Source organism: Corallincola platygyrae (genome assembly GCF_039544265.1).
Taxonomy (GTDB): domain Bacteria; phylum Pseudomonadota; class Gammaproteobacteria; order Enterobacterales; family Neiellaceae; genus Corallincola; species Corallincola platygyrae.
Genome location: NZ_BAABLI010000009.1, coordinates 23148 through 48438, shown reverse-complemented (window position 1 = coordinate 48438; position 25291 = coordinate 23148). Strand labels below are relative to the sequence as shown.

The window sequence follows — 25291 nt, the reverse complement described above, 5'->3', positions numbered from 1 at the left end:
CATGGCCGAACAACCTCACTTCGATTTTAAAGCGATACACAAGCGCATCCTTGCAGGCGAAGGAAAAACCCTGGTCGACCAAACTTTTGGTGAAGGTAGAAGACTCACTCTGACGATTGACCTTGAGGGTGTACCTATAGTCGCCAAACTATTTGAATACACCTCGAAGACTAAATCGAAAAAAGGGGCTCCATGGCAAACTGAGCACGAAATTCTTGAGCAAATTCAAGGTGTATTACGACCGAAAAGCTATGGCTTTGAAACTTGGGTCGAAGGAGATAAAAAAACCACGCTTTACCTGCGTGAATTTATTCAGGGGAGCATGCTTGAACGCCTGTCGAGCAAACAGTTCCCAAGTGTTGCCCGCTACCTGACCAAGCTCCATCAGCAGGGGATCACAACCAACGACCCCTACCTGTACAACTTCATAAAAGCAGGCGAAGCACCGGTGATCATCGATTTTGGCAAGGCCACCAAGCAGCCGCCTCGCTCCCTGCGCCATCAAATATTGGTATCTCGTGAGTTATTCAAAATCTACCGCAGCACGCTGAATTACGACGCCACTGTGATGAAGAAATTCTGGCACTGTTACTTCGCAGAATTGGAAAAACCGACGCTGCGAAAACGTGTTTTTTACTTCTTCAGTTTGAGGCTACTGAGCCTCAGGCAAAAGATACGCAATTTAGGTCGTGGTAAACCTATGCGCTCGTGATGCAAAAGCCTACAGCTCAATTGATAGTCCAAAGCAACAGCAAAACATAAGCATGATGTAGCTGTTGCTTTCCGATCTTCCGCACATTTTTTATCCAATTTTCGTTAAGCCGATTGGCACTCATCGGATCTCTTGACTAGTTTAGTCAAGTATTTACTCTAATAACGATAATAAGGATACCCACAATGCGACGTGTTGTTGTTTCGCCGCTATTCACTTTTGCCCTCTTTTTTTGGTCTCACCTCTGCTACGCCAATTACGAAAAAGGTATGAAAGCCTACCAGGAAGGTGACTATCAGGATGCTGAATCCTACTGGCGCCAATCAGCCCAGCGTGGCCATGTTGACAGCCAATATAGTTTGGGCGTGCTTTATCAAAGCCAGTTACTGGGGGAGCCCGATTACACGGCCGCCTATGAACATTATCTGCAGGCATCCCAGCAAGGTCACTTAAAAGCGCAAAACAACCTTGGTGTGCTATTTCGGCAGGGACGCGGTGTCACTCAAAATTATCAACAGGCGTTCCAGTGGTACCAGAAGGCCGCATTTGAATCTCAGCCCTCAGCTTTAAGTAACCTGGCGATCTGTTATGAAGAGGGTTTAGGGGTTGCTATCGATAGCCAACGCGCTCTGGAGCTAACTATACAAGCCGCCGAGGCAGGCAATGCTGGCGCGCAAGCCAGGTTGGGAAGGCAGTTGCTGCAGGGAGATGGGATCCTGACCGACACTGACCGTGCTTTGTACTGGCTGGAAAGTTCGGCAAATAAAGGTAACGCCGATGCCAATATGCTGATGGGTCTACTCTATGAAACTGGCGAACTTGTGGTCGCGGATAACGGCCGTGCATTGCAGCACTATCTTATCGCTGCAGATGGTGGTCATGAAGATGCTATGTTTGCACTCGCCTCTGCTTATGAATACGGCACGCTAGCACCTCGCGACATGGAAAAAAGTCTGAATTTTCTGACCCGACTTGCCGAACGAGGAGATCCAGATGCGCAATACAAATTGGCAGGTTTGCTTGAAGAGCGCGCTCAAAGCCGCGACGAGCTAGCAGATATCCTGTTCTGGTATAGGCAAGCGGCCAAGCAAGATCATCCTGCTGCAGAGTACCAGCTACGTTCATTAGAGCGTCATCTGAAAGAACGCGGCCAAGATGTTGATACGAATCAGGCGAAAGCTTTGCTAGACCTGTTTGAGCATCAGGGTAAACGCAACCGCAGCATCAGCTACTACCGAAGGGAGGCTCAACAAGGCGATATAGAAGCGCAGAATACACTAGCCATTAAATTGTTGACCCAAGGTAGCGACAACAGTCGCCGACAGGCGATTCAATGGTTAGAACGCGCGGTAGCAAAAGGCCACGCACCTTCAGCGAATAACTTGGCAGTCGTCTATCAACACGGCATCAATGGTGCAATCGATTTGTCCTTGGCCAAGCGCTGGTATCAGCAAGCCGTTTCGATGGGGAGCGAGAAAGCGGCGTTGAATCTGGCGACACTTCATGAAAGCTACTACGACGATAGGTATCAGCTAAAAGAGGCCTATATCCTTTATTCGGTTGCAGCAGCGACGGGTAATGAGATCGCTGCGGTAAAACGCGACCGCCTGCTGATCGAGTTTGATGAAATCGAGTTGCTGGAAGCTCAGGAGGCTGCCTATCAGCGGTTTATTCGCTAATGCATAGCCTTGGCTATCGCTGACATTGCGCGCAGTACACCGTGCTGCGCTGCCCCAGCTTAATCTCTTTCAACGGGCTCTCGCAAACAGGACAGGGCTCTCCACCTTTTCCGTATACCTGCAGCTCTTGCACAAAATAACCGGGCTTACCATCACTCTGAGTGAAGTCCTTAAGGGTCGTTCCGCCCTGCTGAATCGCTTTCGCCAACACGCGCTTTATCTCTTCAGTCAGGCGTTGATAACGCGCCTTAGAAATCTTACCTGCCGCTGTTTTGGGGCTGATACCCGAAGCAAACAATGCTTCGTTAGCGTAGATATTCCCCACGCCAACCACAATATGATTATCCATAATGAAGGTCTTAACAGCTGAACGCCGTCCACGACTCAATTGATAGAGGCGTTCGCCATCAAAATCCTCAGTAAGCGGCTCCGGCCCAAGCTTTTGCAAAAGTGGATGAGAGAGCGGAGCGTCAGCCCCCCATAAAAAAGCACCAAAACGTCTGGGGTCAGTCAGCCTGAGCATCTTGCCACTATCAAGGTGGATTTGGACGTGATCGTGCTTTTCAGCAACTTCAGATGCATCTATCACTCTCAGCCTTCCCGACATACCTAAATGCAATATCGCCGTGCCCGCCTTAGTTTCCAGCAGCAGATACTTGGCCCGACGCTTAACCGCCAACACAGTTTGCCCCTCAAGCAGCTGCACCTCCTCCGGTACAGGCCAACGCAGGGAAGGGTTTCGCACTTCCACTTGAGTAATTGTTTTTCCCTCCAAGTGCGGTGCAATACCTCGGCAGCTCACCTCAACTTCTGGTAACTCAGGCATAACTTATCTTGGTGACCTCATATATTCAGGCAGGATAAACCTGACGGTTAAATCAGACAGCTCGCCTCTCTTGTCACCCATGGCGACAAACCAGCGTTGGTTCGTCCGGGCCAACAAGATCGTTCTCGGGTTTTGTTCTCCAGCAAGCAACACTCGGATCACCAGGTCGGGTTGAGACAACGCAGCATTGGCGGCTTGTTCAAATTCCGGCAGAACAGGAGTGGCCGAGAGTCCCAACCATTGCTGAACCAGTTTTTCAGCTTCAGTAGGAGAAATGACATCGGCAGGTGTCACTCGCCATCCTTTGCCAATTAGCTCCAAAGAGGCGGCAGGAAGGTCCAGCGTTAACACCGTTGCATCAGCAGGGACAAGTTCAAGACGTTCGTGTTCATCAGATGAAAGCCAACGCTTGTGGGTGACGTTAAACAGCAGAATCATGCTTAGCGATGCGAAGATCAGCACGTTATTCCATTGCCGTTTAGTGAGTGCCATAGCTGTTATCTCTTATCCAGTACCGCAAAACGCCATGCTATCACTAACTCAGCAAGGAGGCATCGGCAAAGAAGCTAAAGGAAAATAGTCATAGAAAGTAGATAGTTAAGGAATAGCTAAGAGGCTATTACGCCATGAACAGGGCGTGACCTATTAAAGTGTTTTGGGTGGTGTGTTCGAGGTATCTATGCATCCGAGTCATACGACCGCCAAGAATGGCGGAAATGTCGAAAATGCAGGAGCAATTTTTCGACCGTACTTCCTGTACATCGACTCTCCTGTGCATCCATGCACCCGAGTCATACCGTACTTCCTGTACATAACAAAAAGCCCGGCATAAGCCGGGCTTTTCAAACAAATCAAACGCAATCAATTACTTGATTTTGCCTTCTTTGTACATCACATGCTTGCGAACAACGGGATCATATTTTTTGATCTCCATCTTCTCAGGCATAGTGCGCTTGTTTTTGGTCGTCGTGTAGAAGTGACCAGTTCCAGCTGATGAGTTCAGACGGATCTTTTCAGCAACGCCTTTCTTCGCCATGATCTAGCCCCTTAAACCTTTTCACCACGGGCACGAAGCTCAGTCAAAACTGATTCGATACCCTTCTTGTCGATGATTCGCATACCCTTGGTAGAAACACGAAGCTTCACAAAACGCTTTTCACTCTCAACCCAAAAACGGTGAGATTGCAGATTTGGCAAAAAGCGGCGCTTGGTCGCGTTCTTCGCATGAGAGCGATTGTTACCGACAACCGGACGCTTGCCAGTTACTTGGCATACTTTAGACATGTCAGTCGTCTCCGATATAAAACTTTTTAGCTCGAGCGTACCGCGCCCCTATTAACGGCCGTCGCCCAAGGCGCAGGAGGGCGCATTTTATACAGCAGTCCCACCTGTAGATCAAGAAAAACTTCGCTTCGAAGAAATTAAATCCACCCGCGGGCGGCGAATGATACAGCACTGTGGCGCCCAACTACCAGATGATCCAGCACCGGAACATCAATAAAAGCCAGGGTTGCGATCAATTTGTCTGTTAATAATCGGTCTGCTTCACTTGGTTCACACACCCCAGACGGGTGATTGTGGGCCAATATAACCGCCGCGGCATGGGATTCAATAACGGCCCGCATCACCTCTCTTGGGTAGACGGCCGCTTGGTTTATTGTCCCCTCACTCAACACCTTGAGCTCAAGCACTCGGTTCTGACTATCGAGCAACAGCACAGCAAACTGCTCGATAGGACTTTGCCCTAACCTCACCTGCAAAAACTGAGCAACCTTTTTCGGGTCCGATAGAACATCGCTTTCATGCATCGCGTGGCTGAAAACTCTTCGACTGAGTTCCATCACTGCCTGCAACTGCACATATTTGGCTTCGCCCAGCCCCTTTGCAGAACAAAATTGGCGTTTGCTTGCACGCAGTAGTTGAGGCAGGCCATCAAACTGTTCCAGCAGTTGCCGCGAAAGCGTGACAGCATCAATTCCCTGAATACCTGTGCGTAAAAAAATAGCCAATAGCTCAGCGTCAGATAGCGCGCTAGCGCCGAGTGCCATTAATTTTTCCCTCGGCCGCTCTCCCTTGGGCCAATCAACAATTGCCATGATTTCGGATCCTCCCTGATCCCCTGTCTGTATGAAAAAGCTGACACAACATACAGCCAACAGTAAGTATTCACTGCCACCAGAAGCCTTGCTGTGCGTGTTGACTGTTCGTTTTTAGCGCAATGAAAGATAAAAATCCAGCTCGGGTCAATAAAGCCCCTTTTGGCCATAGATCCCATATAAGGCTGTGGTAAAGTAGCCGGAAATTTTCAGTCAGTTCAGTCCTATGTCGTTACAAGGAAAAAAGATCCTGCTGGGGATCAGCGCGGGAATCGCTGCGTATAAATGTGTTGAGTTGACCCGTCGCCTGAAAGAGCGTGGCGCCGATGTGCGCATCGTGATGACCAAAGGCGCAAAAGCCTTTATCACCCCACTTACGCTTCAAGCTGTCAGTGGTTATCCGATCAGCGATGATCTGCTTGACCCAGCGGCGGAAGCCGCGATGGGACATATTGAGTTAGCCAAATGGGCGGACCTATTGGTGATAGCCCCTGCCACCGCCGACCTTATTGCCCGCATGGCGGTGGGAATGGCAAACGATCTGCTTTCTACTGCCTGTCTGGCAACCGATGCCCCAATCGCTGTTGCGCCAGCCATGAATCAGCAGATGTATCTTGCTCATGCGACACAGGATAACCTGCAAACTCTGGCTTCCCGAGGGGCACTGATTTGGGGCCCTGCAGAGGGCGAACAAGCCTGTGGTGATGTCGGTCCGGGACGTATGATTGAACCCGCAGAGATCCTGGCCAATATAGAACATCATTTCGCTGACAAAGCACTGCAAGGGGTCAAGCTCATGATCACCGCAGGCCCCACTCGCGAGGCGATCGATCCCGTGCGCTACATCAGTAACCACAGCTCAGGAAAGATGGGTTATGCCATCGCTGAACAGGCTGCGAAGATGGGCGCTCAGGTCACTCTAATCAGTGGCCCGGTATCACTGACTTGCCCACAAGGCGTTGACCGTATCAACGCTACCAGTGCCACGGAGATGCACGAAGCTGTCATGGGACGAATTGGCCAACAGGATATTTTTATTGGATGTGCTGCCGTAGCAGACTATCGGCCAGAAATAGTCGCTGATGCCAAGATCAAGAAGAACAACGATCAGATGGTTGTGACCATGGTGAAAAACCCAGACATTCTGGCAGATGTTGCCGCATTGTCTGACGCCCCCTTTACCGTTGGCTTCGCAGCAGAGACCCATGACGTCGAAAAATACGCTCGCGGTAAGTTAGAAAAGAAAAAACTGAATATGATTGCGGCAAACGACGTCAGCGATCCAAGCATCGGATTTAACTCCGACCAGAATGCGCTCACGCTTTATTGGACCAATGGTAGTTTGTTACTGCCAGCGACCAGCAAATCAAACCTCGCCAGCCAGCTGCTGATGCAGGTAAACCAAGCTTATCGGAAGCAATAACAGATGAAACAGATTGAAGTTAAGATCCTTGATTCACGCATTGGCGACGAATTTCCTCTCCCTGAATATGCGACCCCTGGCTCAGCCGGTATGGACCTGCGCGCCTGTTTAGACGACCAGATCACACTGGATCCGGGTGAAACCTTCCTGATCCCCACAGGCTTGGCGATCCACGTCGCTGACCCGGCACTGGCGGCCGTGATTCTTCCTCGTTCTGGCCTTGGCCATAAACATGGCATCGTGCTTGGTAATCTGGTGGGTCTGATTGACTCAGACTACCAGGGACAGTTGATGGTCTCTTGCTGGAACCGCGGCAACCAGAGCTTCACCATTGCGCCTGGCGACCGTATCGCACAGCTGGTGTTTGTGCCTGTTGTACAAGCCGAGCTAGCGATTGTCGACGAGTTCCATGCCAGTGAGCGTGGCGAAGGTGGCTTTGGCTCTTCTGGCCATAAGTAGTTTCGGCCCAGCAATCCGCTGAGAGTAGTAAAGGTCAACAGACCCTAGGAAGTACAGGGGAATTTTATGGCTGCAACGCAGCGAAAAAACCGTCGTGAAGAGATCTTGCAATGCCTGGCTGGCATGCTGGAAACCTCGCCAGGAGAGCGCATAACAACCGCAAAACTGGCATCAGAAGTGGGCGTATCTGAAGCAGCCCTATATCGCCACTTTCCATCGAAAGCCAAGATGTTTGAAGGGCTGATTGCGTTTATCGACGAGTCGCTATTGTCTCGTATCAACCTGATCCTGGATGAAGAGAAAGACACACTCAATCGCGTACATCACATCCTTCAGTTACTACTGGTTTTTGCAGAGCGTAACCCGGGTTTGTGCCGGATCCTGAATGGTGATGCTCTGACCGGTGAACACATTCGCCTTCGCGGTCATGTGCAATCTCTACTAGAAAAAATAGAAGTACACATCAAACAGGTACTGCGCGAGAAAGCACTACGTGAAGGTCAAGGCTTCCAAGTGAGCGAAGGTATTCTGGCGAATATGCTGCTGGCGTATGCCGAAGGCCGTATCTGCCAATATGTACGCAGTGACTTTAAGCGCAAGCCAAGTACCGACTTTGACACCTTATGGCTGATGTTAAAAGGTCAGTTGCTGAACGCTTAATAAGCCCGTTATTGAGAGCCTGTCTGGGCTAGCAATCGAATCCCTCCCCTGTCTCTCTCCCCTTGGAGAGGGACAAGTACCACCCGTTCTTCCTGTACATCGACGCTCCTGTGCATCCATGCACCCGCGTCATACCGTTCATCCTTGAACATAAAAAAAGCCCGTGTCTAAAAGACACGGGCAACTTACCTGAGAGATATCCACCTAGGTGGCGCTGCCCTGACGGACTTAACCGCTGGGGCGCTTGTTCTTTTTATTCGTGTTACCACGCGTACAGACGTTAGCGCACGGCAGTAAAACTCTTCTATTAGCGAAGAACAATAAAGATTCCTGTGCCAGTGGACAACCACAACAGCTGCATAGGCATCAAAACTGTGACCCGTTCGACAGTTAATTAGCAAATCGTTTTACGACATTGGCTATCAATCTTGTGCGAGATCTCGCACAAACACGTGAGAGATCTGTGTGACATGACTATCGTCAGACTCTCACAAATCAATCTATCACCATGTTTTATATATGTTTTATATCAACTTCCGTTTGTGACATTAAAATTCAAAAATACTAATTGCTGGTTAATGCATTGTTAAATACCTGCAAGATCGTATTCTTATACACGTCAGCAGGACGCTGACTTCCTCAGGATAGAAGTAGGGACGCAGTTGGGCTTAGATGGAAGTAGGCCTTAGCAGGACGCTGAAAGGACCGCTCAGGACGAGCTAAGGGACACCTTCAGGATGAAGAGTGTGGCATAGGATATGTCACAAGTCAGGATGACGCCAGGACCTCCAAAGGATTGGTTAGGATGTGGATCGGAACCACCTTGATACGGAAGTCTGCAGGGAAAGCACCATAGAAACCGGATGTTTCAAGACCGATTGTCGGGCACAGCGAAAGCTGTGCCCGCTTCTTTTTGTGACGAATAAATTCCAAACCACTAATTTGCTATCTAGACCACTCTAAAGCTCTCGATTAATAAACTGCTTTAGTAGTTCATAAGTCACTGAACAAAACTTTGCCCTCAGTGCCGCAAATCGTTTATCACACAGACCACCGTCTAGTACGAGCTTGTCCAACTCCGGTTGAGATTGTTTTGCTGTGACAGGCGCGTCAAAGCCCATACTCCACTTCGGAAAGTTTCTATCGTCTATCTGACCCATGCGCAGAGTTTCGATATCGAAGTGCCGAGGATCCTGCGAAATGTGTTGAAACAATGAAATAACACCAGCCTCTTCCCCTTCAAGCACCTGCAGGAACTCTCCTGGGCGGTATAGCAATACACCAGAGACTCCAGCAACCAGGTTGTTTTCTCGGCTGTGCGCCAACAATTCAGACAGCGACGAGTGCGTCCATTCGATTTCGGTTCGGCTGCGATAAACCAGCTCAATGAGTGCCATCAGTATCCTTTCTATGACTTGATGAGTGCATTTTTATCCTGAGCATTTCTAACAGATAAGCAAGTCAGTTGGTGGAAGAAAGAGATATCGCCTCAGTTTCTTGTGCGAGATCTCTTACATTTGTGTGCGACATTCAGGAATCTTTGCGCAGAGATCAAACCACCGCCTAACCATAACCTTATGTTTTATTTATTTTTATGGTCTAACGAATGTTTTTTAATCCACTCATAACAAAAAAACTTTGTTTTTAACGCATTGTTAACGCGCACCAGATAACTAATATTTTAACTGTCAGATGGATACTGACTTGGACGGGACAGGAAGTCTCTATTCGACCTCAAGGTGAGTTCGATGCAGGAAGCAGAGGACTGAGTCTGGATTGACTCATAACGGAACAGCTTCAGGATGAAGCGCGGTGTTTAGGATAAACGCCTCTTAAGGATAAGAAAAGGACAGGCTGACGGAAAAGCCGAGGCAAATAGCCAACATGGAAGTTGAAAGGACATATGTTCGGTGGACGACATAATTCCTTATAAGCGGGGCACATTTTCGAATGTGCCCCGTTTTTTCTTTAATTCAACTTCTCTTGTCTTTTTTTTCTAACCAAAACTCTCTAATGTAGAAGCCTGCAGGAATAAAATACTTCAAATAAAGCAGGACGTTACTTATGTTGAAACCTTTGGCACTGACGCTATCTATCGCACTTCTTGGCGCTTGCGCCTCTGCTCCAGAAACTCAGGAAACATTCTCAGGCTATCTGGAAGACTACTCAAAACTCAAACCCGTACCAGACGATGATACGCGATTAGCCTGGTATGCCGACGACTATGATGTAGCAAATTACGCTTCAGTCGAAATACAAGATGCGAAGATTTGGTTATCTCCTAAGCTGAGCGACGAAGAAGGCATTGCCGCAGATAAACAAGCAGCATTTGCTGAGTATCTGGTTAAAGCTTTGGATAAAGACCTTCCTGGTGCGATCGAAACAGGCGCTGAAGGCACAAACACACTTATCGTAAAACCGGCGATAACCGGCTTTAGCTCTGGCTCAGCGGATCTGGAGTTTTATCAGTACCTGCCTATCACCCTTTTGGTGGCGGGTGCCATGGAAGCCAGTGGCAACCGAGATGAGGTTCCAGTGCTGTTTCTGGAAGCCGAAGCCGTCGATAAGGAAAGTGGCAAAGTGGTAGCACAGACGGTCAGACGCCTGGCTGGTGATGACGTTGACCCTGAAGTACTTAAAGAACAGGGCATCGAAGCTTTCTATCCGCAACTGGATGCATGGGCAAAACAACTGACCAGCGAAGTTAAAGCCAGAGCCGCAGGCAAGTAACTTCCGAGCTTTGCTGAAAAAGGCTGACTAATGTCAGCCTTTTTATTAATCACAACATTTTTCACACAAAATCAACAAGTTGACTTCCTTCACAATCTGCAGGCTTAGACTAAACTTTATTAACCCTTAACCATCAAATGGTTATTTGCGAAAAGAGTTAAGCCTATGAAAGTGATGAAGCCACCCGCACGCTTTTATCCTGACGTCTGCCAGCGAACATTTACCATGGTTCTGGCTGGAGGTCGTGGAACACGACTACACGACTTAACTCAAGCACGAGCAAAACCAGCCACCTTCTTCGGTGGTAAGTACAGGATCATAGACTTCACACTATCTAACTGTTTTAACTCAGGCTTCCATCGCGTTGGCGTGCTAACCCAGTACAACGCCTTCTACTTAATCGCGCATATTCAGCGCACCTGGGGAAAATACACAGGTGAGCAGGGTCAGTACGTTGCGGTGCTGCCCGCAGAACAGCGCGCCGAATGTGACTGGTACACAGGCACAGCGAATGCCGTGCATCAGAACTTCTGGTTGTTAGAACGCCACCCCATCGACTACGCACTGATACTCGCGGGCGACCATGTTTACAGCATGGATTACCTGACAATGATGGAGCAGCACGCAGATTCAAATGCCGATATCACCATCTCCACCATGGAAGTGCCCAGCCATATGGCACATCAGTTTGGTGTGGTTGTCACAGATGCCAACGGCAGGATCCAGCGCTTCGTAGAGAAGCCCAGTGATACTAAAGGTCTCGAAAGTCGACCGGGCATGGTCCGGATATCTATGGGGATCTACGCGTTTAATAAACCGCTGCTAAAAGAATTGCTTCACGATGATGCGCAGTGCCCTGAGTCGCAGAACGACTTTGGTTATGACATTCTGCCAAAAGCGCTTGCCAGTGGCTGCCACCTGCATGCTTATGATTTTGTCGATAGCGAGGGCAATCCCGGCTATTGGAAAGATGTAGGAACCATTGAGGCCTATTTCGACGGTAATATGGAGCTATTGGCCCCCCTGCCCCGCCTTAACCTTTACGACCCCTATTGGCCCATTACCAGCCACCAGGAACAACGCGCACCAGGTAAACTCTCAAGAGGAAAGAATGGTGAGCCCGGTATTGTTTCTGACTCACTGATCTCTGCAGGCAGTATTGTTTCTGGTGCTGAAGTAAGCCGCAGTGTACTCAGCTACGATGTGTGTGTCGCCGCAGGCAGTGAAGTGCACCATTGCATCCTGCTGCCACAAACCAAGATAGGTAAAAACTGCCTGATCAATCATGCCATTATCGACGAGGAGTGTGTGATACCCGATGGCACAGTGATTGGGGAAGATGCAGAACTGGATGCAGAACGCTTTCTGGTCACGGAAGATGGGATTGTGGTTGTGACCAAAGAGAGATTAAAACGCCTGTAAGACTGCACCTCAGGCGCTTTAATCCTCGGCTATTCAGGAGCCGTTACGCGATACCGTATTGCTCACGATAGGCCTGAACTGAAGCCAGCTCCGCCTCACGGCCTGGTTGCTGTGCCAGATATGCAATCAGGTCTTTTAGAGTCACGATGGATACAACTTCACAACCAAAGTCACGCTCCACTTCCTGGATCGCAGACAAGTCACCCTGACCTTTCTCCTGACGGTCCAGAGCAATCAACACACCCGCCAAAGCGGCACCATTGTCGTCAATGATCTGCATTGATTCACGGATAGCCGTGCCCGCTGTGATCACATCATCTACCAGCATAATTCGACCGGAGAGGGGTGACCCCACCAGATTACCGCCTTCGCCATGGGTTTTAGCTTCTTTGCGATTGAAGCAGTATGGCGTATCAACATCATACTCGTTTGCCAACGCCACTGCGGTGGCACTGGCGATTGGGATCCCTTTATAAGCGGGGCCAAACAACACGTCATATTGGATACCAGCATCCTGCAACGCGGCAGCATAGAACTTACCTAAACGCGCCAAATCGCGACCGGTGTTAAACAGGCCAGCATTAAAGAAATAGGGGCTGGTGCGGCCAGACTTCAGAGTAAATTCACCAAAGCGCAGCACTTCGCGCTCCAGAGCAAACTCGATAAACGCTTTTTGATAATCTTTCATTCCGCTTGCCTCTTACTCTGCCAATGCCGCGTTCTGCGCCGCAATAATGCTTTCGATGCCCGTTTTAGCCAGAGCCAACATCTGATCCAGATCTTCAAAGCTGAATGCTTCGCCTTCTGCGGTGCCCTGCACTTCAATCATCTTGCCTGCATCGGTCATCACCACGTTCATATCGGTTTCAGCGTCAGAGTCTTCCAGGTACTCCAGATCGCATACTGCCTGACCTTTGTAGATACCCACAGAAACAGCAGCAACCATTTGCTTCAACGGACTGGCAGGCAGCATTTTCTGTTCAACCATCCAGTTCAGCGCGTCCACCAGCGCAACACAAGCGCCAGTGATAGATGCTGTACGGGTGCCACCATCGGCCTGCAACACATCACAGTCTAGTGTGATCATGTTCTCCCCCAGTGCTTCCAAATCCACGGCAGCGCGCAGTGAGCGTGCGATCAACCTCTGAATTTCTAAGGTTCGACCGCCTTGTTTACCCTTTGCAGCTTCTCGCTGATTGCGGCTATGGGTAGCCCGTGGCAACATGCTGTACTCAGCGGTAACCCAGCCCTGGCCTTTCCCTTTCAGGAATCGCGGAACAGAGGTTTCGACAGAGGCAGTACACAATACTTTGGTGTTACCAAACTCCACCAACACTGCCCCTTCGGCATGGCAGGTGTAGTTGCGAGTGATTTTAATAGGGCGTACCTGATCTGTGGTTCTACCGCTTGGGCGCATATGGGCTCCGATAAATTGCTACATATCTTTTAGGGGCCACTATTATAGTCGTGTAGTTGAGCGTTAAAAGGCGAAGTTATCAGTGAGTGAACCGAAATCAATCCACCTCCCCTCTCTGCGGCAAGGCGTTTGTCTGGATCTTGATTCTCTTCATCCCAGTGATCTCAAGCTGGAAAAACTAAAGAAGTCACTGACAGAGTGGCACTTTCATGGCCATACAACGCAAAGTCAGCTCCACGAACGAATCGCCGAAGCCCACGTTATCATCACCAATAAAGTGGAAATTGATGCCGCCGCATTGGCTGCCGCCCCCGATTTAAAGCTGATCTGTGTTGCCGCAACAGGCGTCAATAATATCGACCTTATCGCCTGCGAAGAGCATGGTGTTACCGTAGTTAACTGCAGAAATTACGGAACAGCTTCTGTTGTACAGCATACTTTCGCCCTCATGCTGTCACTGGCAAACCAGCTACCCGCCAACCGTGAGTTGCTCAGTGACCGAAAATGGCAGAAGGCACCACATTTCGCCATGCTCAACCACCCTCCCATGCAACTGGCTGGCAAATACATTGGTATTGTGGGTTACGGTGCGCTCGGCAAAGCTGTCGCACATCTGGCCGAAGCGCTTGGCATGGTGGTCTTGGTCGCAGAACGGGCCGATGCAGAAACTATCCGGCCCGGACGCGTAGCATTTAAACGTGTGCTCAAACACGCTGATGTAGTTACCCTACACTGCCCTTTGACCGCGGAAACCCGCGATCTGATTGATGCCAATGCCCTGTCTTTAATGAAACCAGATGCGTTGCTGATAAACACGGCGCGCGGCGGCATCGTAAACGAACACGCGCTGCTGGATGCCCTGCTGAGCGAAAAACTCGGCGGCGCTGCCACCGACGTGCTCAGCAAAGAGCCGCCCGTAAACAGCAATCCGCTTTTGGAAGTCTCCCTGCCGAACCTGATTATTACCCCTCATCTGGCCTGGGGCAGCCAGCAGTCACGGCAACTGCTGGTCGATCAGGTGGAAGAAAATATTCTTGCCGCCAAAAACGGCACACCGATAAGGGTTGTAAGCCACTAACCATTACGACGCCCTGCTCAGAAATTCCAAGGATTTTGCGCTAACCGTCAGGCAAACGCATAATAACCAGCAATCAGTTCATCGCCATTGGAAATCATGTCCTCGTTACCGCCTTCGGCCCCACGTTCAATCTGCTTACTGCGCCTCTCCGCGATTGGCGATGTATGCCATGCCGTCGCCACGGTACAGGAGATCCAGCGCCACTATCCTGGCATTGCTATCACCTGGATCCTGGGCAAAGTTGAAGCGGCACTACTTGAAGGCCTGCCCGATGTTGAGATCATCGTTTATGACAAAAAACAGGGCTGGGATGGAATAAAGACTGTTCGTCAGCAGCTGGGAAAACGCCGCTTTGATGTGCTATTGCATATGCAGATCGCTTTTCGCGCCAGCATATTGAGCCTGTTTATTCGCGCCGACAAAAAATATGGTTTCGACCGCGCCCGCGCCGGCGAAGGTCAGTGGCTGTTTACCAACCGCCGCATCAAAGAACAGCAACATGCCCACGTGCTGGAGAGCTTCCAGGCGTTTGGCGAAGCGATTGGCGTACCTGCGCCACCACACCCGTTGTGGCAGATCCCTGTAAACGAAAAGGACAAGTCCGCCATTGCCCCCCTCTTTGATTCAGGCAAACCTACTTTGGTTATTGTGCCGGCAGCCAGCAAGGCGGAACGCAACTGGACCATCGAGGGATATGCCAGTATCGCGGACCATGCAGTTAACCGTGGCATGCAGGTGATCCTGTGCGGCGGCCCAACACCGCTAGAAAATAACTTAGCGCAACAGATTGAACAGGCCACCCAGGGCGATATCACCAACTATGTGGGCCAGACCAACCTCAAGCAGCTTCTGGCGCTGCTCGGGCAGGCTCATCTGGTACTAGCCCCTGATACCGGCCCCGCTCACATGGCAGTCACCCAGGGCACGCCGGTTATAGGCTTATATTGCCACTCTAATCCTCGCCGCACCGGTCCATACCTCTGGCCTGATTATGTGATCAACCACTACGATCGATTATGCCAGGAGCAGCACGGCAAGCCATGGCAACAGCTGCCTTGGGCCACCCGCGTCAAAGGGGCTGAACTGATGGCTCAGATCACCGTGGATGAAGTCAAAGCCATGGTCGACCGCGTGTTACACGAACAGAATATTCTGCCTGCTGACAAATCCTCAGGGAGCAACCTCCCTCATGGTTAAGGTGCTGATTGCAGGCTGCGGCGACGTAGGCACGCAACTTGGCGTTCTGCTAACCCAAGCAGGCCATCAGGTAACCGGGCTTCGGCGCTCACTTCCTAAAGAGCCGACCTTTGCATACCAAGCCATAGACCTGAGCCAGGATAATTCTGTTGCTCAGCTTACGGGGCAGTTTGATTACCTAGTGTACCTACCCACCCCAGACCAACATGATGAAGCGGGTTATCGTCGTGTATTTGTCGACGGCCTGAAGCGGCTTTGGCAGCATTTAAAAACGCAGCCCAAACTTTTTTATGTCTCTTCCACCAGCGTCTATGGTCAACAAGACGGTGAATGGGTAGATGAATCCTCCGCCACTGAACCAAAACGTTTTAGTGGCAAGGTGCTGCTTGAAGGCGAGCAGTTCGCCCAACAGCAAAGCGGCACAGTCGTTCGCTTCTCGGGAATTTATGGCCCAGGTCGCGGAAGGTTGCTGCAAAAAGCACAGCAATTGACGGAAGTGCAGAGCACGCCACCGAGTTATACCAATCGCATTCACCGGGATGATTGTGCGCGGCTACTGGCTTTCCTCATAGACCAGCACCTATCAGGCACGTCGTTACAGCAGATTTATCTGGGCAGCGATGATGATCCCGCGCCACAGCATGAGGTGATGTCATTTCTCGCCGAGCTTCAGCATTCACCACGGCCTCAGCTGGTATCAGGCCCGGCAGACAGTCGGCAAAACAAACGTTGCAGTAACAAACGCATCAAAGCCTTGGGTTTTAGGTTTGAATACCCCACTTATAAACTTGGCTATCCAGCCTTGATATCTCATTCATCCGATTAACTCCAACCGAGGCGACAGCGCTCCAGAGCTTATGTATATCGATCTCAGCAGCTTTTTCTGGCTTATTCTTCTGATGCTATTTGCTGGTTACTGGTGGCGTTCACGTGCCGTGAAGGAACTGGCACTCAAAGCTGCGCGCGCCCATTGTGAGCAGATGAACGTGCAACTGCTGGATTACACCGCCTATCAACAGAAGTTGCGTATTCGCCGTGGTAAAGATGGCAAGCTGCATTTCCTGCGCATCTTTCAGTTCGAATTCTCTTCCATGGGGGAAGACAGATATATCGGCCGGGTGGAGATGTTAGGCAACAAGCTGCAGCATATTGAGCTGGCACCGCATAGGATTTAGCCAACACCGCTAATATCTGGAAAAAGCGTACAGGGAGAAAAACAAACGGTATGACCAGAACGTTCAGAAACACCCTCAACTGCATTCTGTCCTGTGTTTTTCTTAGCCTCTGTAGTAGCACATTGGCAGCTACCGACACCATCTATCTAATCCGCCACGGCGAGGTAGTTGAACAGTTGGGGACAAAAGACAAATCCAAAAATCCCAGCCTGAACGAGCGAGGCCAGAATATGGCACAAGCTCTGGCCGCTCGACTGAAACAGGTGCCGATTCAGGCCATATACACCAGCCAATTAGACCGCACCCAACAAACAGCCACACCCACAGCAAACGTCCATCAATTGACCATCGAAATCATTGCAGCGAACAAACCACTTTCCGCACATATCGATGCAACAGCCACCGCGGTATTAAACACGCTGAGCAACGCGGAAGGCGGTAGCGTGCTAGTCGTCGGTCATAGCAATACGGTACCTATGATTATCAAGGCATTGGGCGGGCCTGAGCTGGCAACGCTGGACCACGATGCCTTTGGCGATCTCTTTATCCTTACCCGGCAAACCGACGATGGAAAGATCACACTCCAGCGGGAAAAACTGGCCTGGTAACACCAAGTTTTGATCCCAGAGGGCGATCAGGCGTTTAAGGATCGTCCGTGCTCCCCTATAATCCGCCAATCACTATAAATTCAAGCCGTAAGGTCACCCATGACAATTCACAGCATGACCGCCTATGCCCGCCACACCCTGAAAGGGGATTGGGGCACAGCCGTTTGGGAAGTTCGCTCTGTTAACCAACGCTACCTGGAGAGCTACCTGCGTCTGCCAGAGCAGTTCCGTGGCCTTGAGCCAGTGCTCAGAGAGCGTTTCCGCAAGCGCCTGAACCGCGGCAAGCTGGAATGTAACCTGCGTTTTGAAGCCAATGCCGATAAGCAGGCCAACCTGCATATCAATGAAGATCTGGCCAAAGAGCTGGTGCGCTGCGCCCAATGGGTGTCGGACCAAACATCAGGCTCTATGCACCTTAATCCGGTTGATATCCTACGCTGGCCGGGAGTGATGGCGTCAGAAGAAGCGGATATTGATGCAATATCAAAAGAGCTACTGACTGCGTTTGATGAAACCCTGAACCAGTTTATCGCCGCGCGCGCCAGTGAAGGTGAAAGCCTGGAAGCGATGATCAGCCAGCGCCTTGAAGGAGTACAGGTCGAGGTAGCAAAAGTGCGTGAGCAGATGCCAATCGTGATGGAGTGGCAGCGCGAACGTCTGACCACCAAGCTGGAAGAAGCTAAGTCTGAGCTGGACCCCGGCCGCCTTGAGCAGGAGATGATCCTGCTGGCACAACGTTTGGACGTGGCGGAAGAGCTGGACCGTCTCGAAGCCCACGTTGCAGAAACCCGTAAGATCCTGAAAAAAGGTGGCGCCATCGGCCGCCGTTTGGACTTTATGATGCAGGAGTTCAACCGTGAGTCGAACACCCTGGCGTCTAAGTCTATCAATCAGGAAGTCACGCAATCCGCGGTTGAGCTGAAGGTTCTGATTGAGCAGATGCGCGAGCAGATCCAGAATATTGAGTAATCGACTCAATACGTCGAACAATAAAAAGCCGCTCCTTGAGCGGCTTTTTTGATTCCTAGCTGAACATAGCCCTTAGGCGGCTTTCACCTGCTGCTGTTCCGCTTCATACAAATCGTCCAGGCGGTCACTTTGGGTCAGCAGGTATTCAAAGGCTGACAGTGAGGCTTTAGAGCCTTCGCCCATGGCGATAACGATCTGCTTGTAAGGCACGGTTGATACGTCACCGGCGGCATAAATACCCTGCTCTGAGGTCTGGCACTTCTCGTTAATAACGATCTCGCCAAAGCGGGTCTTATCAACCAGGTCACCCAAAAACTCGCTATTAGGCACCAAACCAATCTGTACAAACACACCATCCAGAGTCTGAGTAGTTACCTGCTCGGTTTCGCGGTCCTGATATTGAATACCGTTCACCTTGCCACCGGCGGCGGTGATCTCCTGTGTCGCCACATTTTTCAGGATCTTGATGTTGGCTTTGGCTTCGGCCTTTTCCACCAGTACCTTGTCCGCTTTCAGCTCGGGCAGGAACTCAAACACCGTCACTGACTTTACAATACCGGCCAGGTCCAGCGCCGCTTCGATGCCTGAGTTTCCACCACCAATCACGGCAACATCTTTGCCCTTAAAGAAGGGGCCATCGCAGTGTGGGCAGTAAGCCACACCGTTCCCTATGTTCTCTTTCTCACCCGGCACTCCCAGTTCTCGCCACTTGGCCCCGGTCGCAATAATCAGCGTTTTGGTAGAGATCACCTCGCCGGAAGAGAGCGTCACACGTTTGATATCACCCTTTTCGACATTGGCCACTTTCAGGTGCTCTTTTAAGGTCACGTCATACTCATTCATATGTGCCTGTAGTGCACCGGACAACTCTGGGCCCGTGGTTTTCTTCACCGAGATCAGGTTTTCGATATCCATGGTGTCTTTCACCTGGCCACCGATACGGTCGGCAATCAGGGTCACTTTAAGGCCCTTACGTGCACTGTAGATAGCCGCACTGACACCCGCAGGACCACCGCCAATCACAGTCACGTCCTGCAGCGGCAGGCTTTCACTGGCAGAGGCCTGGGTGATCGCCGGGTCGCGGGTAATCAGCTTGTCGATCAGCTCAGCAGCCGTAACTTTACCGTTAGCGAACAGTTCACCGTTCAGGTAGACACTGGGCACCCCTTGAATATCGCGCTGCTTGATCAGGTCTGGGTACAAACCGCCGTCGATCATCTCGCTGCTGATATTGGGATTTAGTAACGCGAACTGGTTCAGCGCCTGAACTACGTCCGGGCAGTTGTGACAGCTCAGGCTGATAAACACTTCAAACTTCAGCTCTTCGTTGATCCCGGCCACCATCTGTTGAAGGGACTCGTCCATTTTCAGTGGTGTGCCCGATGCCTGCAGTATCGCCAACACCAAAGAGTTGAATTCATGCCCACCCGGAATACCGGAGAAGATGATGCCGCTGTGCTCACCGTCAACTTCCAGATAGAAGCTGATTGGGCTGCGCAGGCCAGTTTCATCGCGTTGTTCAAACGCCAGTTTGTCGCCTACGCTGGCAAACTTCTCGAGGAATTCGGCCAGTTCAGCGCGTTTACTGTGTTCGCCATTTTGCAGAACGAAAGTGACACGCTTCTGCATGTTCGCGGCATAACCTTTCAGGGCTTGCAATAATTCTGGTGTCAACATAATGAACTCCTTAAAACTGATTCACTGACAACGTGTGGCAAACGCTTCTCTGGTTGATGCAGCAACAGAAGTTTTTGCCACCGGCTGTCGGGCTATGGGCCTGATTTTGGGGTTATCGGCCAAGTACTTCGATGAAAGCCCGCCACCGTGCGCCAAGTTAATGCGTGTGGAGGCGGGCCCAATACACCAACTACCCTGCTGGGTAGCTGGCCTTTTCGGTGGACGCCGAATTAGATCTTGCCTACCAGGTCCAGTGAAGGTGCCAGCGTCTCTTCACCTTCTTTCCAAGCTGCTGGGCATACTTCACCTGGGTGAGAAGCGACATACTGTGCAGCTTTAACTTTGCGAAGCAGGTCTTCAGCATCACGACCGATGCCTTCTGCAGTGATCTCCATCGCCTGGATGACGCCTTCTGGGTCAACGATGAAAGTACCGCGGTCTGCCAGGCCCTGACCTTCACGCATCACTTCAAAGTTGCGGGTGATTTCGCCAGTTGGGTCACCAAGCATGTGGTACTTGATCTTGCCGATAGTGTCAGAAGAGTCGTGCCATGCTTTGTGAGTGAAGTGGGTGTCAGTCGATACTGAGTACACCTCTACACCGCGACTTTGCAGCTCTTCGTAGTGATCAGCCAGATCGCCCAGCTCAGTAGGACATACAAAGGTAAAGTCAGCTGGGTAGAAGAAGAAAACAGCCCACTTGCCTTGCAGGTCCTGATCAGACACTTCTACAAACTCACCGTCTTTAAATGCAGTCGTGTTGAAAGGTTTGATCTTAGTGTTGATAAGTGCCATGTCGGCCTCCTTGTAAAAAATGCTAAATGCGTTTCTGTTTGCTGCAGTCTGTTCAGACACATTCTTTTCAGACGCAATGTCGTTTGGCTACGGGAGACACTTTAGGCCGACGCGATGATTTGGTAAATTTGAACGTATTGAATTTAATGTTCTATATTTTTGAATATAAATCGTAGTATAACGTTGAACATGCATCTTCACGCTCGGAGTCACCATGATCTCAATACGACAGCTTTCCTATGCTTTGGCCGCCGAAAAAACTCTGCACTTTAAAAAAGCCGCAGAGCTTTGCCACGTCAGCCAGTCCACCCTCAGTACGGGCCTGAATGAGTTGGAAAAGCAGTTGGGGATCCAGATCTTCGAACGTGATAACAAGAAAGTACTGGTAACGCCGCTTGGGCAAGCGGTGCTGGATAGAGCGCGAAAAATCATATTGCAGGTGGACGACCTGCAGCATTTAGCTGATAGCCAGAAACACCCGCTGAGTTTTCCCATCTCCGTGGGGGTGATCCCCACCATCGCGCCCTACCTGCTGCCCAAACTTCTACCCGCACTTAAGCAGGCTTATCCCGATGCGCAATTGAATATCGTTGAGGAGCAGTCGCATGTACTTGTGGATATGGTGCAGCGAGGAGAAATAGATACCGCGGTACTGGCACTGCCCTACCCGTGTGAAGGCTTGTTGAGTCTGGAATTCTGGCAGGAGGACTTTTATTGGGTCGCGTTAAAAGGTGAAAAACATACCCAACAGGCGGAAATTACTACTGACGAACTGAATCACAGCAACCTGATGCTGCTTAAAGATGGCCACTGTCTGAAGGACCATATTCTGGATGCCTGCAAACTGACAGAACAAACCGCTAATCACGGCTTTGGTGCCACCAGCCTGAATACCCTAATCCAGATGGTGATGGGCAACCTGGGGACAACACTGATCCCCGCCATGGCGCTGGAACAGTTGATATCGCAAAACCCAGCGCTTTCAGCGGTGCACCTGAGTGAGCCGGGACCTCATCGCCGAATTGCCTTTATTTTCAGGCCCAATTTTACCCGGATGTCGAGTATCGAAGCGCTCTCTGAGATAGCCAAAGATGCGCTGAGTATCGGTTGATAGGGCGTGTTGCACCCATACCCATCGAAAAAATCGAACAACAGCTTCGTTTTAACTCACTTTTCTAGAACAGAGGGATCAACAACACTGAAATCATAGCAATGAGCGCAGACTGCTCTCGCACAAGTCAGCTCACGTAGAGTCCTGCTCTCACAGTAAACATGATGGAGACAGTGTTTTGAATCACTTTTTCAGCAAAATCGGCATGTTTCAATCAGAAGCCCAGCGCAACGCCAGTCAACGTGCGTCGAGAAAGTCTGCGGACGCTTGCGAGTGCAATTATCAGGACAACTATTACGGCGACAGGGTTTGCACTAAAAAGCCATTACGAACGGCGATGAAATAGCGTTTTAGGATTGTTCAGGCGTTTCTGGCAATATAGGTGAGGTGTTCAGCGTTTTCTGATACAGCGCTAAGTCGAGCCAGCGATCAAACTTAAATGCAGATTGCGTCAGTGTACCTGCATGTATAAATCCCAATTTTTCATGCAAACGGATGCTAGCTTGATTGTCAGCATCAATGGCGCCCACCAGCACATGCACTGAATCGGCTTCAGCTCTTCTCACCAGCGCACGCAGCAACAACTCGCCCAAACCTTTGCCTCTGTGGTCTGGGTGAATGTAGACAGAGTGTTCCATGGTTTGACAGGCTGCGGGTTTATCACGAAACAGGCCATAACTGGCAAAGCCCATCAGCTCCGCACTCTCAGTCACAGCATCAGTCTCAGTCACAGCACCAGTTTCAGTCAGTACACCAAGTATGGGAAAGCCAGCTTGTTGTTTCTGGGTAAACCACTGCTCGACATCAGCCAGACTACGAGGCTCATATTCGTACAATGCGGTGGAATTAAGGATCGCATCGTTGAATATGGCTCGGACCGCCTCGCCATGGCGTTGAAAGTCGCAGTCGATCAGTTGGCTCATTTTGGTTTGACTAGGTTGATTGGATTACACAGAGATCAGGTTGACGCTGATAATGCCGTTTTATGCCGAGGCAACGCAATAGAAATCAACGAAGTTGTCACCAGCATAAACACCGCGCACCACAAACACGCGGCCAGTCCCCAATACTGATATACCAACCCAGACAGCACTGTGCCAATCAAACGGCCCATGGCGTTGGCCATGTAATAGAAACCCACGTCCAGCGATACGCCATCCTCCTTGGCGTAACTGACAATGAGATAAGAGTGCAGCGACGAGTTAACCGCAAACACGGCACCAAAAATCAGCAGGCCAACGACGATCACCGTCTGCGGCTGCCATCCCAATTGAACACCCAGGGCTACCCCCAACGTGACCACTGCCAGCAAGCTGGCCCAGCCCATGGCTGTTTTTCCATCAGGCAGTTTGCCTTGTGCTTTGCCGGTAAATCTGGGGGCAAACCCCTGAACAAAACCGTAGGCAATCACCCATAGCGCCATAAAGCCACCCACATAGTGGTGATCCCAGCCAAACACTTCGCCTAAATACACTGGCAGCGCGACCACAAACCAAACATCGCGGGCAGCAAACAGGAACATGCGCGCACCAGAGAGGATATTGACGCTGGCGCTTTTCGAAAACATATCGGAAAACTTGGGTTTGTTTTTGGATTTGCCCAGGTCTTTGTTCAACCACCAGAGGCTGAGCAACAACACCACAAAGAGTACCGATGCCATCAGCCACATGGCAGAGCGGAAGCCAATCCAGGCCAGCAATGCACCGCCCATAAAGAAGCCCACACCTTTCAGTGCGTTTTTGGAGCCGGTTAGAATGGCTATCCATTTATACAGCGCGCCTTGTTGGCCATTGGGCACCAACATCTTGATGCTGCTTTTGGCACTCATTTTGTTGAGATCTTTAGCGATACCAGACAGTGCCTGCGCCGCCATCACATAAGGTACGCTAAGCCAGGCATCCGGCACCGTCAGCATCAACAAGGCGACGACCTGCATCGCTAAACCAACATTCATGGTGCGGTTGAGGCCCATGCGAGCACCCAACCAGCCACCTACCAGGTTGGTGATAACGCCAAAGATCTCATAGAACAGAAACAGCATGGCGACTTGCAGCGGCGAGTAACCCAGCCCATGGAAATAGAGCACCACCAGCATGCGCAGTGCGCCATCGGTCAGGGTGAAGTTCCAATAGTTAAAGGTCACTACCAGATACTGGCGCAATTCGCTGGAAAGTCGGCTCATGATCTCTGTTCTCTTACTGCTAAGACACTTTAAACACTGGTGTGCACTTAGGCTTTATCTGCCAAACCCACTTTACGCACCAGCTCAGCGGTCCGCGTCGCGTAACCCATCTCATTGTCGTACCAGGCGTAGATTTTCAGCATGCGTTTGCCAACCACCATGGTGGACAAGGCATCAACAATGGTTGAACGCTGATCACCTTTGTAATCGATAGACACCAGCGGCTTTTCTTCGTAGCCAAGAATGCCCTGCAGTTCATTCTCGCTGGCAGCTTTAATCAGGCTGTTAACCTCTTCCACACTGGTGTCTCTTGATACCTCAAACACAATGTCGGTAAGAGACGCATTGGCCAGTGGAACACGCACAGCGTGGCCATTAATTTTGCCTTTTAGTTCAGGGAAAATTTCGGTAATCGCCGTCGCTGAACCAGTCGTGGTAGGGATCAGTGACATGCCGCAGGCGCGCGCGCGACGCAGGTCTTTATGCGGTGCATCAAGAATGGTCTGCGTATTAGTCAAATCGTGAATCGTAGTCATCATGCAGCTTTCGATGCCCAGTTTTTCGTAAATCACTTTAATCACCGGGGCGAGGCAGTTGGTTGTACAACTGGCAGCCGTCACTATGGGGTGGTTTTCTGGTTCAAAAATGCTGTCGTTTACGCCCATCACAATGTTGGCAATACCCGGCTCTTTTACCGGCGCTGAAACCACGACTCGCTTAACCCCTTGCTTCAGGTATTTCTGCAGGATCTCGGTTTTTTTGTGCACACCTGTCGCTTCCAGCACCACATCACAGCCAGACCAATCTACGGCTTCAATGTCGCGCTGCTGCGTGCAGGTGATCGCTTTGCCATCGATAATCATCTGGTCACCATCGACCGCCACAAGGTGTGGCCAGCGGCCCTGCACAGAATCAAACTCCAGCAGATGTGCCAATGTGGCCGTATCACCAGCAACGTCATTGATCTGTACAAACTCAACTTCAGGCCAGTCGAACGACGCTCGTAGCGCTAATCGACCAATACGACCAAACCCGTTAATACCTACTTTAATTGTCATCGTGAGACCCTTAGCCTG

Annotated in this window: 27 protein-coding genes; 14 read left to right on the top strand and 13 right to left on the bottom strand. The window is 50.6% G+C overall.

What is annotated here, in order from left to right:
• Window position 1: 1 nt before the first annotated feature.
• Together ABEA14_RS08335 and ABEA14_RS08330 are read left to right on the top strand one after the other, a co-directional pair.
• Window positions 2–712, top strand: a complete 711-nt coding sequence (locus ABEA14_RS08335; protein ID WP_345339476.1) for a BUD32 family EKC/KEOPS complex subunit — start codon at window positions 2–4, stop codon at window positions 710–712.
• A gap of 185 nt (window positions 713–897) precedes the next feature.
• A complete protein-coding gene (locus tag ABEA14_RS08330) occupies window positions 898–2391 on the top strand; it encodes a tetratricopeptide repeat protein (RefSeq protein WP_345339475.1) in 1494 nt (497 codons plus the stop codon).
• A gap of 13 nt (window positions 2392–2404) precedes the next feature.
• On the opposite strand, the gene mutM is transcribed toward ABEA14_RS08330, so the two are convergent.
• The 5 genes from mutM to radC form a co-directional block, all read right to left on the bottom strand.
• Complete coding sequence (mutM, locus tag ABEA14_RS08325; protein ID WP_345339474.1) at window positions 2405–3217, bottom strand: bifunctional DNA-formamidopyrimidine glycosylase/DNA-(apurinic or apyrimidinic site) lyase; 813 nt, start codon at window positions 3215–3217, stop codon at window positions 2405–2407.
• A 3-nt stretch (window positions 3218–3220) separates the two neighbouring features.
• Window positions 3221–3709 (bottom strand): hypothetical protein, encoded by a 489-nt coding sequence (locus tag ABEA14_RS08320; protein WP_345339473.1) that lies wholly within the window; start codon window positions 3707–3709, stop codon window positions 3221–3223.
• A 373-nt stretch (window positions 3710–4082) separates the two neighbouring features.
• A complete protein-coding gene (rpmG, locus tag ABEA14_RS08315; RefSeq protein ID WP_345339472.1) occupies window positions 4083–4253 on the bottom strand; it encodes a 50S ribosomal protein L33 in 171 nt (56 codons plus the stop codon).
• 11 nt (window positions 4254–4264) lie between these two features.
• On the bottom strand, window positions 4265–4501 hold the full coding sequence (gene rpmB / locus ABEA14_RS08310) for a 50S ribosomal protein L28 (RefSeq protein WP_345339471.1): 237 nt from the start codon (window positions 4499–4501) through the stop codon (window positions 4265–4267).
• A 137-nt stretch (window positions 4502–4638) separates the two neighbouring features.
• The gene (gene radC / locus ABEA14_RS08305; protein WP_345339470.1) at window positions 4639–5313 is read right to left on the bottom strand and encodes a RadC family protein; all 675 of its coding nucleotides are present in this window, start codon (window positions 5311–5313) and stop codon (window positions 4639–4641) included.
• Between the two features lie 226 nt (window positions 5314–5539).
• Between radC and coaBC the strand changes: the two genes are divergently transcribed.
• From coaBC to slmA, 3 genes are all read left to right on the top strand, one after another.
• The gene (gene coaBC, locus ABEA14_RS08300; protein ID WP_345339469.1) at window positions 5540–6736 is read left to right on the top strand and encodes a bifunctional phosphopantothenoylcysteine decarboxylase/phosphopantothenate--cysteine ligase CoaBC; all 1197 of its coding nucleotides are present in this window, start codon (window positions 5540–5542) and stop codon (window positions 6734–6736) included.
• A gap of 3 nt (window positions 6737–6739) precedes the next feature.
• The gene (gene dut, locus ABEA14_RS08295; RefSeq protein ID WP_345339468.1) at window positions 6740–7195 is read left to right on the top strand and encodes a dUTP diphosphatase; all 456 of its coding nucleotides are present in this window, start codon (window positions 6740–6742) and stop codon (window positions 7193–7195) included.
• A 66-nt stretch (window positions 7196–7261) separates the two neighbouring features.
• Window positions 7262–7855 (top strand): nucleoid occlusion factor SlmA, encoded by a 594-nt coding sequence (gene slmA / locus ABEA14_RS08290; protein WP_345339467.1) that lies wholly within the window; start codon window positions 7262–7264, stop codon window positions 7853–7855.
• Between the two features lie 959 nt (window positions 7856–8814).
• On the opposite strand, the gene ABEA14_RS08285 is transcribed toward slmA, so the two are convergent.
• Complete coding sequence (locus ABEA14_RS08285; RefSeq protein ID WP_345339465.1) at window positions 8815–9252, bottom strand: BLUF domain-containing protein; 438 nt, start codon at window positions 9250–9252, stop codon at window positions 8815–8817.
• Window positions 9253–9919: 667 nt separating this feature from the next.
• Between ABEA14_RS08285 and ABEA14_RS08280 the strand changes: the two genes are divergently transcribed.
• Both ABEA14_RS08280 and glgC read left to right on the top strand, forming a co-directional pair.
• Window positions 9920–10585 carry a DUF3313 domain-containing protein gene (locus tag ABEA14_RS08280; RefSeq protein ID WP_345339464.1) on the top strand — a complete coding sequence of 222 codons (666 nt, stop codon included), beginning with the start codon at window positions 9920–9922 and terminating at the stop codon, window positions 10583–10585.
• Window positions 10586–10750: 165 nt separating this feature from the next.
• Entirely contained in the window at window positions 10751–12007 is a 1257-nt protein-coding gene (glgC, locus tag ABEA14_RS08275; protein ID WP_345339463.1) for a glucose-1-phosphate adenylyltransferase, read from the top strand.
• Window positions 12008–12050: 43 nt separating this feature from the next.
• On the opposite strand, the gene pyrE is transcribed toward glgC, so the two are convergent.
• Together pyrE and rph are read right to left on the bottom strand one after the other, a co-directional pair.
• Window positions 12051–12695, bottom strand: a complete 645-nt coding sequence (pyrE, locus tag ABEA14_RS08270) for an orotate phosphoribosyltransferase (protein ID WP_345339462.1) — start codon at window positions 12693–12695, stop codon at window positions 12051–12053.
• Between the two features lie 12 nt (window positions 12696–12707).
• Window positions 12708–13424: a ribonuclease PH gene (gene rph / locus ABEA14_RS08265; protein ID WP_345339460.1), complete on the bottom strand. Its 717-nt coding sequence runs from the start codon at window positions 13422–13424 to the stop codon at window positions 12708–12710.
• Between the two features lie 82 nt (window positions 13425–13506).
• On the opposite strand from rph, the gene ABEA14_RS08260 reads away from it, so the two are divergent.
• From ABEA14_RS08260 to ABEA14_RS08235, 6 genes are all read left to right on the top strand, one after another.
• Window positions 13507–14502, top strand: a complete 996-nt coding sequence (locus tag ABEA14_RS08260; RefSeq protein ID WP_345339459.1) for a D-2-hydroxyacid dehydrogenase — start codon at window positions 13507–13509, stop codon at window positions 14500–14502.
• 96 nt (window positions 14503–14598) lie between these two features.
• Window positions 14599–15699 (top strand): glycosyltransferase family 9 protein, encoded by a 1101-nt coding sequence (locus tag ABEA14_RS08255; protein ID WP_345339458.1) that lies wholly within the window; start codon window positions 14599–14601, stop codon window positions 15697–15699.
• Window positions 15692–16525: an SDR family oxidoreductase gene (locus ABEA14_RS08250; RefSeq protein WP_345339457.1), complete on the top strand. Its 834-nt coding sequence runs from the start codon at window positions 15692–15694 to the stop codon at window positions 16523–16525. Before ABEA14_RS08255 ends, ABEA14_RS08250 begins: the two co-directional genes overlap by 8 nt.
• A 31-nt stretch (window positions 16526–16556) precedes the next feature.
• On the top strand, window positions 16557–16874 hold the full coding sequence (locus ABEA14_RS08245; protein WP_345339456.1) for a DUF3301 domain-containing protein: 318 nt from the start codon (window positions 16557–16559) through the stop codon (window positions 16872–16874).
• 50 nt (window positions 16875–16924) lie between these two features.
• Window positions 16925–17482: a phosphoglycerate mutase family protein gene (locus tag ABEA14_RS08240; RefSeq protein WP_345339455.1), complete on the top strand. Its 558-nt coding sequence runs from the start codon at window positions 16925–16927 to the stop codon at window positions 17480–17482.
• Between the two features lie 99 nt (window positions 17483–17581).
• Window positions 17582–18451: a YicC/YloC family endoribonuclease gene (locus ABEA14_RS08235; protein WP_345339454.1), complete on the top strand. Its 870-nt coding sequence runs from the start codon at window positions 17582–17584 to the stop codon at window positions 18449–18451.
• A gap of 72 nt (window positions 18452–18523) precedes the next feature.
• Here the strand turns inward: ABEA14_RS08235 and ahpF are convergent, their stop codons facing one another.
• The gene (gene ahpF / locus ABEA14_RS08230; protein ID WP_345339453.1) at window positions 18524–20128 is read right to left on the bottom strand and encodes an alkyl hydroperoxide reductase subunit F; all 1605 of its coding nucleotides are present in this window, start codon (window positions 20126–20128) and stop codon (window positions 18524–18526) included.
• Between the two features lie 230 nt (window positions 20129–20358).
• Window positions 20359–20922: an alkyl hydroperoxide reductase subunit C gene (gene ahpC, locus ABEA14_RS08225; protein ID WP_345339451.1), complete on the bottom strand. Its 564-nt coding sequence runs from the start codon at window positions 20920–20922 to the stop codon at window positions 20359–20361.
• Window positions 20923–21136: 214 nt separating this feature from the next.
• Between ahpC and ABEA14_RS08220 the strand changes: the two genes are divergently transcribed.
• On the top strand, window positions 21137–22033 hold the full coding sequence (locus ABEA14_RS08220) for a hydrogen peroxide-inducible genes activator (RefSeq protein WP_345339450.1): 897 nt from the start codon (window positions 21137–21139) through the stop codon (window positions 22031–22033).
• 350 nt (window positions 22034–22383) lie between these two features.
• Here the strand turns inward: ABEA14_RS08220 and ABEA14_RS08215 are convergent, their stop codons facing one another.
• From ABEA14_RS08215 to ABEA14_RS08205, 3 genes are read right to left on the bottom strand one after another with little or no spacing between them, the layout of a single operon-like run.
• Window positions 22384–22956: a GNAT family N-acetyltransferase gene (locus tag ABEA14_RS08215; RefSeq protein WP_345339449.1), complete on the bottom strand. Its 573-nt coding sequence runs from the start codon at window positions 22954–22956 to the stop codon at window positions 22384–22386.
• 35 nt (window positions 22957–22991) lie between these two features.
• Entirely contained in the window at window positions 22992–24215 is a 1224-nt protein-coding gene (gene arsJ / locus ABEA14_RS08210) for an organoarsenical effux MFS transporter ArsJ (protein ID WP_345339448.1), read from the bottom strand.
• Between the two features lie 47 nt (window positions 24216–24262).
• A complete protein-coding gene (locus ABEA14_RS08205; protein ID WP_345339447.1) occupies window positions 24263–25273 on the bottom strand; it encodes an ArsJ-associated glyceraldehyde-3-phosphate dehydrogenase in 1011 nt (336 codons plus the stop codon).
• Between the last annotated feature and the right edge of the window lie 18 nt (window positions 25274–25291).

What these genes read in the sequence shown, in the direction of transcription:
- ABEA14_RS08250 (WP_345339457.1), top strand. Translation starts at nt 15,692, where the DNA reads ATGGTTAAGGTGCTGATTGCAGGCTGCGGCGACGTAGGCACGCAACTT.
- ahpC (WP_345339451.1), bottom strand. Translation starts at nt 20,922, where the DNA reads ATGGCACTTATCAACACTAAGATCAAACCTTTCAACACGACTGCATTT.
- rpmB (WP_345339471.1), bottom strand. Translation starts at nt 4,501, where the DNA reads ATGTCTAAAGTATGCCAAGTAACTGGCAAGCGTCCGGTTGTCGGTAAC.
- ABEA14_RS08255 (WP_345339458.1), top strand. Translation starts at nt 14,599, where the DNA reads ATGTCCTCGTTACCGCCTTCGGCCCCACGTTCAATCTGCTTACTGCGC.
- mutM (WP_345339474.1), bottom strand. Translation starts at nt 3,217, where the DNA reads ATGCCTGAGTTACCAGAAGTTGAGGTGAGCTGCCGAGGTATTGCACCG.
- ABEA14_RS08320 (WP_345339473.1), bottom strand. Translation starts at nt 3,709, where the DNA reads ATGGCACTCACTAAACGGCAATGGAATAACGTGCTGATCTTCGCATCG.
- ABEA14_RS08280 (WP_345339464.1), top strand. Translation starts at nt 9,920, where the DNA reads ATGTTGAAACCTTTGGCACTGACGCTATCTATCGCACTTCTTGGCGCT.
- ABEA14_RS08220 (WP_345339450.1), top strand. Translation starts at nt 21,137, where the DNA reads ATGATCTCAATACGACAGCTTTCCTATGCTTTGGCCGCCGAAAAAACT.
- ABEA14_RS08285 (WP_345339465.1), bottom strand. Translation starts at nt 9,252, where the DNA reads ATGGCACTCATTGAGCTGGTTTATCGCAGCCGAACCGAAATCGAATGG.
- rph (WP_345339460.1), bottom strand. Translation starts at nt 13,424, where the DNA reads ATGCGCCCAAGCGGTAGAACCACAGATCAGGTACGCCCTATTAAAATC.
- pyrE (WP_345339462.1), bottom strand. Translation starts at nt 12,695, where the DNA reads ATGAAAGATTATCAAAAAGCGTTTATCGAGTTTGCTCTGGAGCGCGAA.
- ABEA14_RS08245 (WP_345339456.1), top strand. Translation starts at nt 16,557, where the DNA reads ATGTATATCGATCTCAGCAGCTTTTTCTGGCTTATTCTTCTGATGCTA.
- coaBC (WP_345339469.1), top strand. Translation starts at nt 5,540, where the DNA reads ATGTCGTTACAAGGAAAAAAGATCCTGCTGGGGATCAGCGCGGGAATC.
- dut (WP_345339468.1), top strand. Translation starts at nt 6,740, where the DNA reads ATGAAACAGATTGAAGTTAAGATCCTTGATTCACGCATTGGCGACGAA.
- ahpF (WP_345339453.1), bottom strand. Translation starts at nt 20,128, where the DNA reads ATGTTGACACCAGAATTATTGCAAGCCCTGAAAGGTTATGCCGCGAAC.
- slmA (WP_345339467.1), top strand. Translation starts at nt 7,262, where the DNA reads ATGGCTGCAACGCAGCGAAAAAACCGTCGTGAAGAGATCTTGCAATGC.
- ABEA14_RS08215 (WP_345339449.1), bottom strand. Translation starts at nt 22,956, where the DNA reads ATGAGCCAACTGATCGACTGCGACTTTCAACGCCATGGCGAGGCGGTC.
- rpmG (WP_345339472.1), bottom strand. Translation starts at nt 4,253, where the DNA reads ATGGCGAAGAAAGGCGTTGCTGAAAAGATCCGTCTGAACTCATCAGCT.
- ABEA14_RS08330 (WP_345339475.1), top strand. Translation starts at nt 898, where the DNA reads ATGCGACGTGTTGTTGTTTCGCCGCTATTCACTTTTGCCCTCTTTTTT.
- ABEA14_RS08240 (WP_345339455.1), top strand. Translation starts at nt 16,925, where the DNA reads ATGACCAGAACGTTCAGAAACACCCTCAACTGCATTCTGTCCTGTGTT.
- ABEA14_RS08235 (WP_345339454.1), top strand. Translation starts at nt 17,582, where the DNA reads ATGACAATTCACAGCATGACCGCCTATGCCCGCCACACCCTGAAAGGG.
- arsJ (WP_345339448.1), bottom strand. Translation starts at nt 24,215, where the DNA reads ATGAGCCGACTTTCCAGCGAATTGCGCCAGTATCTGGTAGTGACCTTT.
- glgC (WP_345339463.1), top strand. Translation starts at nt 10,751, where the DNA reads ATGAAAGTGATGAAGCCACCCGCACGCTTTTATCCTGACGTCTGCCAG.
- ABEA14_RS08205 (WP_345339447.1), bottom strand. Translation starts at nt 25,273, where the DNA reads ATGACAATTAAAGTAGGTATTAACGGGTTTGGTCGTATTGGTCGATTA.
- ABEA14_RS08335 (WP_345339476.1), top strand. Translation starts at nt 2, where the DNA reads ATGGCCGAACAACCTCACTTCGATTTTAAAGCGATACACAAGCGCATC.
- radC (WP_345339470.1), bottom strand. Translation starts at nt 5,313, where the DNA reads ATGGCAATTGTTGATTGGCCCAAGGGAGAGCGGCCGAGGGAAAAATTA.